The 11898-nt window shown below is 61.1% G+C and carries 11 protein-coding genes; all 11 read left to right on the top strand.

Annotation, left to right across the window (positions count from 1 at the left end; translation table 11 throughout):
• The first annotated feature begins 5 nt into the window (after nt 1-5).
• Genes AC2FNU_RS06785 through hemA form a run of 11 tightly spaced genes read left to right on the top strand, consistent with a single transcriptional unit; the run spans nt 6 to nt 11868 of the window.
• Nucleotides 6-3518: a magnesium chelatase subunit H gene (locus AC2FNU_RS06785; protein WP_496786502.1), complete on the top strand. Its 3513-nt coding sequence runs from the start codon at nt 6-8 to the stop codon at nt 3516-3518.
• Between the two features lie 10 nt (nt 3519-3528).
• A complete protein-coding gene (gene bchL, locus AC2FNU_RS06790; protein ID WP_496786412.1) occupies nt 3529-4428 on the top strand; it encodes a ferredoxin:protochlorophyllide reductase (ATP-dependent) iron-sulfur ATP-binding protein in 900 nt (299 codons plus the stop codon).
• A complete protein-coding gene (bchM, locus tag AC2FNU_RS06795; protein ID WP_496786414.1) occupies nt 4428-5096 on the top strand; it encodes a magnesium protoporphyrin IX methyltransferase in 669 nt (222 codons plus the stop codon). The genes bchL and bchM overlap by 1 nt, the downstream gene beginning before the upstream one ends.
• Nucleotides 5093-6514 carry a PucC family protein gene (locus AC2FNU_RS06800; protein ID WP_496786416.1) on the top strand — a complete coding sequence of 474 codons (1422 nt, stop codon included), beginning with the start codon at nt 5093-5095 and terminating at the stop codon, nt 6512-6514. The genes bchM and AC2FNU_RS06800 overlap by 4 nt, the downstream gene beginning before the upstream one ends.
• Before the next feature lie 31 nt (nt 6515-6545).
• Entirely contained in the window at nt 6546-7316 is a 771-nt protein-coding gene (gene puhA, locus AC2FNU_RS06805; RefSeq protein WP_496786419.1) for a photosynthetic reaction center subunit H, read from the top strand.
• A 17-nt stretch (nt 7317-7333) separates the two neighbouring features.
• Nucleotides 7334-7957 carry a photosynthetic complex putative assembly protein PuhB gene (gene puhB / locus AC2FNU_RS06810; RefSeq protein ID WP_496786421.1) on the top strand — a complete coding sequence of 208 codons (624 nt, stop codon included), beginning with the start codon at nt 7334-7336 and terminating at the stop codon, nt 7955-7957.
• 9 nt (nt 7958-7966) lie between these two features.
• On the top strand, nt 7967-8428 hold the full coding sequence (gene puhC / locus AC2FNU_RS06815) for a photosynthetic complex assembly protein PuhC (RefSeq protein ID WP_496786423.1): 462 nt from the start codon (nt 7967-7969) through the stop codon (nt 8426-8428).
• Nucleotides 8429-8440: 12 nt separating this feature from the next.
• Nucleotides 8441-8737 (top strand): O2-dependent cyclase accessory protein, encoded by a 297-nt coding sequence (locus AC2FNU_RS06820; RefSeq protein WP_171327865.1) that lies wholly within the window; start codon nt 8441-8443, stop codon nt 8735-8737.
• Complete coding sequence (gene acsF / locus AC2FNU_RS06825; protein ID WP_496786425.1) at nt 8734-9861, top strand: magnesium-protoporphyrin IX monomethyl ester (oxidative) cyclase; 1128 nt, start codon at nt 8734-8736, stop codon at nt 9859-9861. The genes AC2FNU_RS06820 and acsF overlap by 4 nt, the downstream gene beginning before the upstream one ends.
• Nucleotides 9861-10664, top strand: a complete 804-nt coding sequence (gene puhE / locus AC2FNU_RS06830; RefSeq protein ID WP_496786427.1) for a putative photosynthetic complex assembly protein PuhE — start codon at nt 9861-9863, stop codon at nt 10662-10664. Before acsF ends, puhE begins: the two co-directional genes overlap by 1 nt.
• Entirely contained in the window at nt 10654-11868 is a 1215-nt protein-coding gene (gene hemA / locus AC2FNU_RS06835) for a 5-aminolevulinate synthase (protein ID WP_496786431.1), read from the top strand. Before puhE ends, hemA begins: the two co-directional genes overlap by 11 nt.
• Nucleotides 11869-11898: the final 30 nt, after the last annotated feature.

An 11898-nucleotide genomic window follows, 5' to 3' on the forward strand; every position in this document is an offset into this window, starting at 1 on the left:
TCGCGATCGTGACGCTGGACAGCCACGCTGCCGGTCCGTGTGATCGGGTTCTGGCGCGACTGCAATCCGATTTTCCCGGCTTGGAACTTGAAGTTTTTGCCGCTGCAGAATGGGGCGAGGACCCAACTGCGCTTGAAGCCGCGCAATGGGGTGTCGCCAAGGCCGATATCGTCATCGCCAATCTTCTGTTCCTTGAAGAACATATCAACGCAATCCTGCCCGCGCTTCAGGCCCGGCGCGACAGTTGCGACGCGATGATCGGCATCATTGCCGATGCGCAGATCGTCAAGCTGACCCGCATGGGCGCGCTGGATATGGCCGCACCGACCTCGGGCGCGCTTAAACTGCTGCGGCGGTTGCGGGGCTCGTCCAAGCCATCGTCCGATACGGGCCAGCGCAAGATGAAAATCCTGCGCCGCCTGCCACAGATCCTGAAATTTATCCCCGGCAAGGCTCAGGACCTGCGCGCGTGGTTTGTCACCATGCAATACTGGTTAGGCAGCTCTGACGACAATATGGAGGCGATGGTCCGCTTTCTGATCAGCCGCTATGCTGATCGGCCGGAATGGCAGAACGCCGCGGCTCCGGAACCGCGCGAGTACCCCGATGCGGGGCTGTATCACCCGGACTTGCCGCAGCGTATCACCACCAACGTGGAGGACTTGCCAACCCCCCGCAAACCGCGTGCGACTGTCGGCGTTCTTATGATGCGGTCCTATGTGCTCAGCTCCGACACAGCGCATTATGACGCGGTGATCCGCGCGCTTGAGGCCAAAGGCTTGCGGGTGATCCCGGCTTTTGCAGGCGGGTTGGATGCGCGGCCTGCCGTAGACCAGTTCTTCCAGAAAGACGGAGCGCGCAAGATCGACGCCCTGTTGTCGCTGACCGGGTTTTCGCTGGTGGGCGGCCCGGCTTACAACGACAATGAGAACGCGATCAAGGTTCTGGAAAACCTTGATATTCCATACGTTTCCGCACACCCGCTTGAGTTCCAAACTCTGGACCAATGGGCCGCCTCGCAGCAAGGGCTTGGACCGATTGAAACCACGATGCTGATTGCCCTGCCCGAGTTGGATGGCGCGACCGTGCCGACCGTTTTTGCCGGGCGTCATGGGCCAAAAGGCTGCTCTGGTTGTGCTCGGGCCTGCACATCCATCGCCAGCAAGGCCATGGCCCCCTGCCCCGAACGGATTGAGGTTTTGGCCACCCGTCTGGCTCGGTTAGCTGCTCTGCGCAAATCCAGCGCGGCCGAACGTAAGCTGGCGATTGTTCTCTTCGGTTTCCCACCCAATGCCGGGGCCGCAGGAACCGCCGCTCATCTGGATGTCTTTGCGTCCCTGCTGAACACGATGCGGGCGTTGAAGGCGGATGGCTATGATCTCGACCCGCCCGAAACGGTCGAAGACCTGCGCGACGCCGTACTGGGCGGCAGTGCCGAGATTTACGGGCAAGAGGCCAACGTCGCCGCCAAGGTCAGCGCCGATGACATCGTCCGTGATACGCCATGGCTGGATGAGATTGAGGCCAGCTGGGGCCCCGCACCCGGTCGGGTTCAGACGGATGGGCGGGACGTCTTTGTTCTGGGCCGTCAGTTCAGTAACGTCTTCGTCGGCCTTCAACCGGGCTTCGGATACGAAGGCGACCCGATGCGCCTGCTGTTCGAGCATGGCTTTGCCCCGACCCACGCCTTTGCTCAGTTCTACCTGTGGCTCCGCAACAGTTTTGAAGCTGATGCGGTGCTGCATTTCGGTATGCACGGCGCGCTGGAATTCATGCCAGGAAAACAAACTGGCCTGAGCGGTGCGGACTGGCCGGATCGTCTGATCGGAGACCTGCCGAATATCTACCTCTATGCCGCGAACAACCCGTCCGAGGCCACTCTGGCCAAGCGCCGGTCCGGCGCGGTGACTGTCAGCCATCTGACCCCACCGCTTTCTAGCGCGGGGCTGTACAAAGGGTTGGCCGAGTTGAAAGACAGCCTCAGCCGCTGGCGCACTCTGCCCCCGGATGCAGCCGACCGCGCGGATCTGAAAACGCTGATTGCGGATCAGGCCGAGGCGGTGGATCTGGATGGACAAGACCCGGCGGCGCTGTGGCACACGCTGTTGGATACCGAAGGTGCGCTGATCCCCGAAGGTCTGCATGTGGTCGGGCAGCCGATGTCGGATCGGGAACGTTCAGACTATCTCGATCTGCTTGATCTGGACGCAACCGGTCGCGCCGAAATGGACACAGCGCTGACCCGCGAAACCGAGCTCCCCGCCCTGCTCCGCGCGCTGGAGGGTCGGTTCACATCGCCCGTCCCCGGCGGTGATCTGCTGCGCAACCCCGACATTCTACCCACAGGTCGCAACATCCATGCCTTCGATCCCTTCCGGATGCCCACAGCCTATGCCTGTCAAGACGGTGCGAAACAGGCGGAACTGCTGCTGAAAACCCATGACACCCTGCCGCGCAGCGTGGCCTTGGTGCTGTGGGGCAGCGACAACATCAAATCCGATGGCGGCCCCATCGGGCAGGCATTGGCCCTGATGGGGGCAAAACCCCGGTTTGACAGCTTTGGCCGCCTGTCCGGGGCGGACCTGATCCCTCTATCGGAGCTGGGCCGTCCTCGGATCGACGTGGTAATGACCCTTTCGGGTATTTTCCGCGACCTGCTGCCCCTGCAAACCCGCCTGCTGGCCGAGGCCGCGCTGAAAGCCGCGCAAGCAGATGAGCCGCTGGATCAGAACTTCATCCGCGCGCATTCACTGGCCTACGCCGAGCGCATGAACGTGTCATTGGAAGAGGCCGCCCTGCGCGTCTTCTCGAATGCTGAAGGAGCCTATGGCTCGAACGTCAATCAACTGGTCGACAGTCTGGCCTTCGTGGACGAGGACGAATTGGCCGACGCCTACGAAGCCCGCAAAGGTTTCGCCTATGATACCAAAGGCAAAGCGCATAAAAACACCGACCTGCTGCAACAAACGATGAAAGACGTTGAGGTCGCCTATCAGAACCTCGAATCCGTTGAATTGGGTGTCACCACTGTTGACCACTATTTCGACACGCTGGGTGGTATTTCCCGCGCGGTGCGCCGGGCCCGGGGATCGGATGTGGCAGTCTATATCAGCGACCAGACACGCGGCGACGGCAAGGTACGAACGCTGGCCGATCAGGTGGCGCTGGAGACCCGGTCACGCTCGCTGAACCCGAAATTCTACGAAGGTCTACTGAAACATGGTGCCGAGGGCGTCCGCCAGATCGAGGCGCATGTGACCAACACGCTGGGCTGGTCGGCCACCACCGGTCAGGTTGAGTCTTGGGTCTATCAGCGCATTTCGGAAACCTTCGTACTGGACGAAGACATGCGCAACCGGCTGGCCGACCTGAACCCGGTCGCCTCCAGCCGCATGGCCAACCGCCTGCTCGAGGCCAGCGATCGCGCTTATTGGCAACCCGATGCGGACACTCTGGACGCGCTGCAACGTGCGGCAGACGCGCTGGAAGACCGGATGGAAGGGATAGCCGCGGAATGAGGAACACGTCATGAGCCCATTGGACAAGAACCCCCCGAACCTGACTGGCCTTGATGGTGAAGGCTCCGTTCAGGTGCATCAGGACCCGACTGCACGGATCGAAGGGGCCAAGGTGTTCTCGGTCTACGGCAAGGGCGGGATCGGGAAATCCACCACCAGTTCCAACCTGTCCGCCGCGTTTTCAACTTTGGGCAAGCGGGTTTTGCAGATCGGATGTGACCCGAAACATGACAGCACCTTCACCCTGACCGGGTCCCTGGTGCCAACCGTGATCGACATTCTGAAAGAGGTCGATTTCCACCCCGAAGAGCTGCGCCCCGAGGATTTCGTGTTCGAAGGCTGGGGCGGCGTGCAATGTGTCGAAGCTGGTGGACCTCCGGCAGGGACAGGGTGCGGCGGGTATGTGGTTGGGCAGACCGTGAAGCTGTTGAAACAGCATCACATGCTGGACGACACCGATGTGGTGATCTTTGACGTCTTGGGCGATGTGGTCTGCGGTGGGTTCGCCGCGCCGCTGCAACATGCCGACCGGGCGGTGATTGTCACGGCGAATGACTTTGACTCGATCTATGCGATGAACCGGATCATCGCCGCCGTTCAGGCGAAATCCGCCAATTACAAAGTCCGTCTGGCCGGGTGCGTCGCCAATCGCAGCCGTGACACGGATGAGGTGGACCGTTTCTGCGATCAGGTCGGCTTCCTGCGCATCGCGCATATGCCTGATGTCGACGCCATCCGCCGTTCGCGCCTGAAGAAAAAGACCCTGTTCGAGATGGATGATGACGAGGATATTGTCCGCTGCCGCGCTGAATATGTCCGGCTGGCCGAGACGCTGTGGAACGGGACTGAGGCATTGGCGCCTGAACCTCTGCCAGACCGGGAAATCTTTGAGCTTCTGGGGTTTGACTGATGACCTATGAAGCCACACGCGCTCGGGTCGAGACCTATTTCGACCGCACTGCTACCCGCACGTGGGAGCGGCTGACGAGCGATGCGCCTGTGTCAAAAATCCGCCAGACCGTGCGCGAAGGCCGCGACCAGATGCGCGACCGCCTGCTGGATGGACTGCCCGCAGACCTGACCGGGCGTCGTATTCTGGATGCGGGCTGTGGTACCGGCCAGTTGACCGAAATCCTCGCCGCACGTGGGGCCGAGGTGGTGGCCATCGACATTTCCCCCGCCCTGATCAACATCGCTCGGGCCCGTCTGCCCGAGGCACTGCAGGACCAAGTCGATTTCCACGCGGGCGACATGCTGCACGAGCCTAGCGGCCCGTTTGATCTCGTCTTCGCTATGGACAGTTTGATCTACTATGACGCCGACCACATCCGAGACGCGGTGGATCGCTTTGCAGGTCACGGCGCAACCGTGCGTTTTACCGTGGCCCCACGCACGCCTTTGCTGGCCGCCATGTGGTACGCGGGCAAGGTTTTTCCGAAAAGCGACCGCTCGCCGACAATGGTGCCCCACAACACCAAGGCGCTGACCCGTAAGCTCGACAAGGCCGGGAAGGTCCGTGATCTGGGTCGCGTCAATTGCGGCTTTTACATCTCTCACGCGCTGGAGCTTGCTTCATGAGCCAGCGCCCCTCGCCCTTCACCCGGATACCGGCCGAGTTTCTGCCCTTCGCAGATGCCGCCAGCGCGGACCTGCCGATGGGTCAGTTGCTGCGGCTGTCGCTGTTCCAGGTGTCGGTCGGGATGGCCTCGGTCATGTTGCTGGGCACGCTGAACCGCGTGATGATTGTCGAGTTGGGCGTGGCCGCCACGGTCGTTGCCATGATGATTGCCCTGCCGGTCCTGATCGCGCCTTTCCGCGCCCTTCTGGGCTTCCGCAGTGATACCCATCGCAGCGCGATTGGTTGGAAGCGCATCCCGTACCTGTGGTTCGGCTCGATCTGGCAGATGGGCGGGCTGGCTGTGATGCCGTTCGCACTGTTGGTGCTGGGTGGCCATTCCACGCTGCATGTCCCCTTCGCCGGTGAGGCGCTGGCGGCGATTTCTTTCCTGATGGCAGGACTGGGCATCCACATGACCCAAACGGCAGGTCTGGCGCTGGCCTGTGACCGGGCCACGCCCGAAACGCGGCCCAAGGTCGTCGCCCTGCTTTACGTAATGTTCCTGATCGGCATGGGGGCTTCGGCGCTGATCGTCGGCTGGCTGCTGCGCGATTTTTCGGACCTGCGCCTGATCCGCGTGGTTCAAGGCGCGGCCGTAGTTGGCATGGTGCTGAACCTGATCGCCCTCTGGCGGCAGGAGAAAGTTCGCCCCATGAGCGCCGAAGAACGCGCCGCACCGCGTCCCCGGTTCAGCGATGCCTGGTCCGATTTGCTGGCTGGTGGTCAGGCCGGGCGTCTGCTGGCGGTCGTTTTCCTGGGCACCATGGCGTTCAATATGCAGGACGTGCTGCTTGAACCTTATGGCGGCGAAATTCTTGGCCTTTCGGTCTCGTCCACAACCGTCCTGACAGCCATGTGGGCCACCGGGGCGCTTGCTGGGTACGGACTGTCCGCGCGCCTGCTCGGGCTGGGTCGCGATCCGATCCGTCTGTCTTGTGGCGGCATTCTGGTCGGTATCGCCGCGTTCAGCGCTGTAATCTTTTCGGCCCCGATGCAAGCCCCGCTGTTGTTCTTCACCGGCGCCGGGCTGATCGGCTTTGGCGGCGGGATCTTCGCCGTCTGCACTCTGATCGCAACCATGTCCCTGCCAGAACAGGGCTTTGCCGGGCGTGGTCTGGCTTTGGGAGCGTGGGGTGCCGCGCAAGCGACGGCCTCGGGACTTGCCATCGCCCTTGGCGGCGCGCTGCGCGACATCGTCAATATTCAAGCGCTGCAGGGTAACCTCGGCACAGCCTTGAATTCGAACGCGACAGGCTATTCCGTCGTCTACCACACTGAAATCGCTTTGCTTTTCGTCACGCTCATCGTGCTTGGGCCGCTGGCGACGCGCAAAGGTCGGGCAACTGGCCCAACCGGCTTGCCGGAGTTCCCGACATGATGCGCAAAACACAAAAAGAAAGGATCACGGCATGACCCAGACCTTCTTTGGAGAATTCGACCTCGCCAGCCTCTCGATCTGGCTGTTCTGGGTCTTTTTCGCCCTGCTGATTTTCTACATTCAGCGGGAGAATATGCGCGAAGGCTTTCCTCTGGTCGATGATGACGGCAATGAAGCCGCTAATCAGGGCCCGTTCCCGGTGCCGGATGACAAGACCTTCAAACTTCCCCACGGGCGCGGAGAGCTGACGGTTCCCAGCGGCCAACGTGGCGACCGGGATGATCTGGCACTGGAACGCACCAACGCCGCCGGAGGATACCCGTTCGAGCCCACCGGCAACCCGATGGTCGACGGTGTGGGGCCCGCCGCCTGGGCCCCGCGTCGTGACATCCCGGAACTGGACGGCCATGGGCATCTGAAACTTCAACCAATGCGCAAACTTGAGGCATTCTCGCACGCCGCAGGCCGTGACCCGCGCGGCAAACCGGTTGTGACCGGCGACAATCAGGCCGTTGGCACCGTCACCGACATGTGGGTCGACGTGCCCGAACAACTGGTTCGCTATCTGGAATACGAACTGGACGCGGAACATGGTGGCGGCACCCGGCTGGTGCCTTTGACCATGGCGCGCATCTGGTCAAACCGGGTCAAGGTCCGCTCGATCTTTGCCGAGCATGTCAAGGACGTGCCGCAGATCGCGAACCCCGATCAGGTCACCCTGCTCGAGGAAGAGAAAATCAGCGCTTACTACGCCGGCGGCACGCTTTACGCCAGCGAAGCCCGGCAAGAGCCGCAGATCTAAGGACAGGAGCCACCCGCATGTCACATGACGATTTCGCAGTCGAACCGGTGCCGGGCCTGCCGGAACGCCCGCCCGAGGGTGAGGTGATCCTTTGGCAGGGTCGCCCGCACTGGTGGGCGCTTGCGAAATCCTCTGTCAGTGTCTTGTGGGTTGCGGGCTACTTTGCGGTCCTGACGCTCTGGCGCTTTGTCTCGGTGGTGGACCTGATGCCACTGGATCTGGCCATTGCTGCGTCGCTGCCCTTCGTGATCCTTGGGGCCGTAACCTGCGCGCTGCTGGTCCTGTTCTCGGTCATTCAGGCGCGTTGCACGATGTACACGCTGACCAACCGCCGCGTCGCCATGCGGATCGGGGCCGCGCTGACCATCACGCTGAACCTGCCATACTCGAAAATCGCCAGCGCCGATCTGGATCTGCGCAAGGATAGCACCGGTACAATTGCCCTAACACTGCAAGGCCCGACGCGGTTCAGCTATCTGCTCTGCTGGCCGCATGTTCGGCCATGGCGTTTCAACACCCAGCCTGCCCTGCGCTGCATACCCGATGCAGAAAACGTCGCGCGCATCTTCGCAGATGCCGCCGAGGCGCAGGTCAGTATCCCGCGCGTCGAACGCGCAATGAACCCAATTGCAGCGGAATAGGTGAACAGCATGACCGACATCCAAACCCAGAGCCAAGACCGCGAGTTGATCCCGCGCGTGTTGCTGCGGGCCATGGGGCTGTTGGTTTGCGCTGTTCTGGCCATCGTCACTTATGCCCGCATCGCCGATGTGCCGCTTTCGGCGACGCCTCCGGCGGCCGAAATCACGCATGAGCGCGCGATGATCCTGATCAGCGATGGCGTCAGCGGTGCCGTCAGCGTGCTGTCGCCCGAAGGCGCGGTCATCGCCCGACTGGACGCCACCCAGGGCGGCTTTGTCGCCGGTGTCGCCCGGGTCATCGACCGCAACCGCGCGCAGGCCGATCTGCCTGCGCACACCCCTGTCATCGTGACGCGCCGTGCCAATGGCCGTCTCGATATCACCGATCCCGCAACGGGATGGAGCGCCGACCTCATGGGGTTTGGTGCCGATAATGCCAGTCGTTTCGCCAGACTTCTGGACCAACCTTGAAAGGAAGCCAACATGGGACTTTTGACGAAAGACTTTGAACGCGCGCCCTGCACAGTCGAGGTGAGCCACAAATTCGAGAGCCTGCACGCCCATGTCAGGTTCGACAACGGTGCCGTGATCTATCCCGGCGACGAGGTGCAGGTGAAGGGCCCTGAAATCATGGCCCCGTTCGGTGAGATCGTCATCGAACAGCGCGAAGCGACAATCATCCGCGCCAGCCTGCTCGAACGTCTCTGGACCCGCCTTACGGGCGATTTCGAGGTGATGGAGCTGTGCGAATTCTCCTTCTCTGAGGAGGTCACGCTATGAATATTCAGACCAAACACACCGCCGACGCCACCACGGTCGAAGAGGGCCTGGCCATCGCAGCCGAACAGGACGCGATCTATAACGACGAGATGGCGACCGAGACGGCGATGCAGAACACTCTGCTGACGCCGCGCTTTTACACCACCGACTTTGATGAGCTGGATGCGATTGATGTCTCATCGGTGCGCGAGGATTGGGACGGCCTTATTGCCCAGATGCTCTCGGACCCTAACAAGGGGCACTTCAAGAAGAACGAAGACTGGGACCAAATCGACTGGGACGGCATGGAGCCGCAGTTGAAGAAAGAGTTCATCGATTTTCTGATCTCGTCTTGCACCGCCGAATTCTCGGGCTGTGTGCTATACAAAGAGATGAAGCGGCGCGGGAACAACAAGGACATCACCCAGTTGTTCCAGCTGATGGCAAGGGATGAAGCGCGCCATGCGGGTTTCATCAACGATGCGCTGCGCGAGGCCGGGCTACGGGTGAATCTGGGCTTCCTGACCCAGAAGAAGAAATACACCTATTTCCGGCCCAAGTTCATCTACTACGCCACTTACCTGTCGGAAAAGATCGGCTACGCCCGCTACATCACCATCTTCCGGCATCTTCAGGCCAACCCCGAACATCGGTTCCACCCGATCTTCAAGTGGTTCGAAGAGTGGTGCAATGACGAGTTCAGCCATGGCGAGGCGTTTGCTTTGCTGATGAAAACCGACCCCAAGCTGACCTCGGGCGTCAACGTGCTGTGGATCAAGTTCTTCCTGACCGCCGTCTACGCCACCATGTTCGTGCGCGACCATCAGCGGCCCGCTTTCCATGAGGCATTGGGCGTCGATCCCGATTGGTACGCTCATGCTGTGTTCGAGAAAACCAGCGAGCTCAGCAAGCAGATCTTCCCGATCACGCTGGATATCGACGATCCACGCTGGCTCAAGAACTGCCGTGCGCTCTATCGGGCCAACGCAGACATTGCCAAGGCGAAGGAACGCGGTGGCATCTCGGGTAAGGTCGCTCAACTTTGGGGCTCGCTCCGCGCTGGTCGCGCCTTTGCGGCGCTGTATTTCATCCCGGCGAAAAAGCACGAGGTTCCGGCCCAGACAAGATTGGAGCCCTGCTACTGATGACACTCGCCCCCTGGATCGCCGCGCCCATTGCGCTTTTCCTCTGGTGGTTCTCCACCGGAGCGATCCTGTGGGTGGTCCGCCGCAGCGCGGGCGGACGCAACCGCGCCGCGCTGTGGTCCCTGCCAGTGCTCATCTCCGGGCTGGCCGGGTTCTGGCTGTCGCTGGGCGATGACAGCACCGGCGCGATCTATCTGGGTTTTACAAGTGCTTTGGCAATTTGGGGCTGGATTGAGCTGGCGTTCCTTTGTGGCATGATCACCGGACCCAACGCCTATCCCTGCCCCACCGACGCACCGTTTTGGGAGCGTTTTATCCGCGCCTGGGGGACCATTGCCTATCACGAGATGCTGCTGGTTCTGATCACCATCGCGCTGGCGCTGATTAGTTGGAACCAGCCCAACACGGTCGGCGCGTGGTGCTTCGGCATCCTTTTCGCAGCGCGTATCTCCGCCAAGCTGAACCTGTTTTTCGGGGTGCCGAAATTCAATACCGAATTTCTGCCCGACCACCTGTCGCACTTGCCCAGCCACTTCCGCATCGCCCGGATGAACTGGTTTTTCCCGATTTCCGTTTCGCTGCTTTCGGTCGCCGTCGCCCTGTTCATGGCGCGCGCCGGGCATGCCGTGACCGATCCGATCAAGACAACGCAAATCCTGTTGGCCAGCCTCACTGCGCTGGCCTTGTTGGAACACTGGTTGCTGGTTCTGCCGCTGCCCGACGCCAAACTGTGGCGCTGGATGCTGCCGGACCCGAAACCGCTCACCATGAATACCGAAAGGGAGGGACGTCATGGAATTTGACAAGATGTTCAACGCGCAGCTGGATCAGCTGAAAGAGGAAGGCAATTACCGGATATTTGCCGAGCTTGAACGGCTCTGTGGCGCGTTCCCGACTGCGAAATCCCACGTCGAAGACAGCCCCGACAAGGTGACTGTCTGGTGTTCGAACGACTATCTGGGCATGGGTCAGAACCCGAAAGTGCGAGAGGTGATGAAAGACGTCATCGACAGCTGCGGCGTTGGCGCTGGCGGCACGCGCAATATCTCGGGCACCAACCACCACCACGTCCGGCTTGAGGCGGAACTGGCCGATCTGCATGGCAAGGAGGCTGCATTGGTCTTCACCTCGGGCTATGTGTCGAACTGGGCCTCACTGTCGACCCTCGGCAGCCGCCTGCCCGATGCGGTGATCCTGAGCGATGAGTTGAACCACGCGTCGATGATCGAAGGCATCCGTCATTCGCGAGCCAAGAAAGTCATCTGGAAACACAACGACCCCAAAGACCTCGATCGCAAGCTGGCGGCCCTCCCTGTTAACAGCACCAAGATCGTGGCCTTTGAATCCGTTTACTCGATGGATGGCGACATCTGTCCGATGAAAGAAATTGTTGAAGTCGCCGAGAAGCACGGCGCGCTGACCTATCTGGACGAGGTCCACGCCGTAGGCCTTTACGGTCCGCGCGGGGGCGGCATCAGCGAGCGTGAAGGGCTGGCAGATCGCATCACCCTGATCGAAGGCACGTTAGGTAAGGCCTACGGCTGCGTTGGCGGCTATGTCACCGGGTCCGAGGCGCTGTGCGACTTCCTGCGCAGCTTCTCCAGCGGGTTTATCTTCACGACGGCACTGCCTCCGGCGGTTGCGGCGGCGGCGACCACCAGCATTCGGCATCTGAAAACCAGTAGTGTTGAACGTTTTGCCCAGCGGCGTCAGGTGAAGCGCCTGCGCGACAAGCTGAACGCTTATGGCATCCCGCATATGGACAACCCCAGCCATATCATACCGGTGATGATCAAAGACCCGGTCAAATGCCGGATGCTGTCGGACATTCTGATGCAGGATTACGGGATCTACGTGCAACCGATTAACTATCCGACTGTTCCCAAAGGCACCGAGCGGCTGCGCTTCACTCCCTCACCGTTGCACAGCGACGAAGACATCGACCGGCTGGTCGAGGCGCTGATGGTGCTGTGGAAACAATGTGCGCTGGCCCATGCGGTTGCCTGATTTAATGGAAGCAAAATTGACTTTGGGGCT

Source organism: Ruegeria sp. BHSB064 (assembly GCF_059613205.1).

What these genes read in the sequence shown, in the direction of transcription:
- bchL (WP_496786412.1), top strand. Translation starts at nt 3,529, where the DNA reads ATGAGCCCATTGGACAAGAACCCCCCGAACCTGACTGGCCTTGATGGT.
- bchM (WP_496786414.1), top strand. Translation starts at nt 4,428, where the DNA reads ATGACCTATGAAGCCACACGCGCTCGGGTCGAGACCTATTTCGACCGC.
- AC2FNU_RS06800 (WP_496786416.1), top strand. Translation starts at nt 5,093, where the DNA reads ATGAGCCAGCGCCCCTCGCCCTTCACCCGGATACCGGCCGAGTTTCTG.
- puhA (WP_496786419.1), top strand. Translation starts at nt 6,546, where the DNA reads ATGACCCAGACCTTCTTTGGAGAATTCGACCTCGCCAGCCTCTCGATC.
- puhB (WP_496786421.1), top strand. Translation starts at nt 7,334, where the DNA reads ATGTCACATGACGATTTCGCAGTCGAACCGGTGCCGGGCCTGCCGGAA.
- puhC (WP_496786423.1), top strand. Translation starts at nt 7,967, where the DNA reads ATGACCGACATCCAAACCCAGAGCCAAGACCGCGAGTTGATCCCGCGC.
- AC2FNU_RS06820 (WP_171327865.1), top strand. Translation starts at nt 8,441, where the DNA reads ATGGGACTTTTGACGAAAGACTTTGAACGCGCGCCCTGCACAGTCGAG.
- acsF (WP_496786425.1), top strand. Translation starts at nt 8,734, where the DNA reads ATGAATATTCAGACCAAACACACCGCCGACGCCACCACGGTCGAAGAG.
- puhE (WP_496786427.1), top strand. Translation starts at nt 9,861, where the DNA reads ATGACACTCGCCCCCTGGATCGCCGCGCCCATTGCGCTTTTCCTCTGG.
- hemA (WP_496786431.1), top strand. Translation starts at nt 10,654, where the DNA reads ATGGAATTTGACAAGATGTTCAACGCGCAGCTGGATCAGCTGAAAGAG.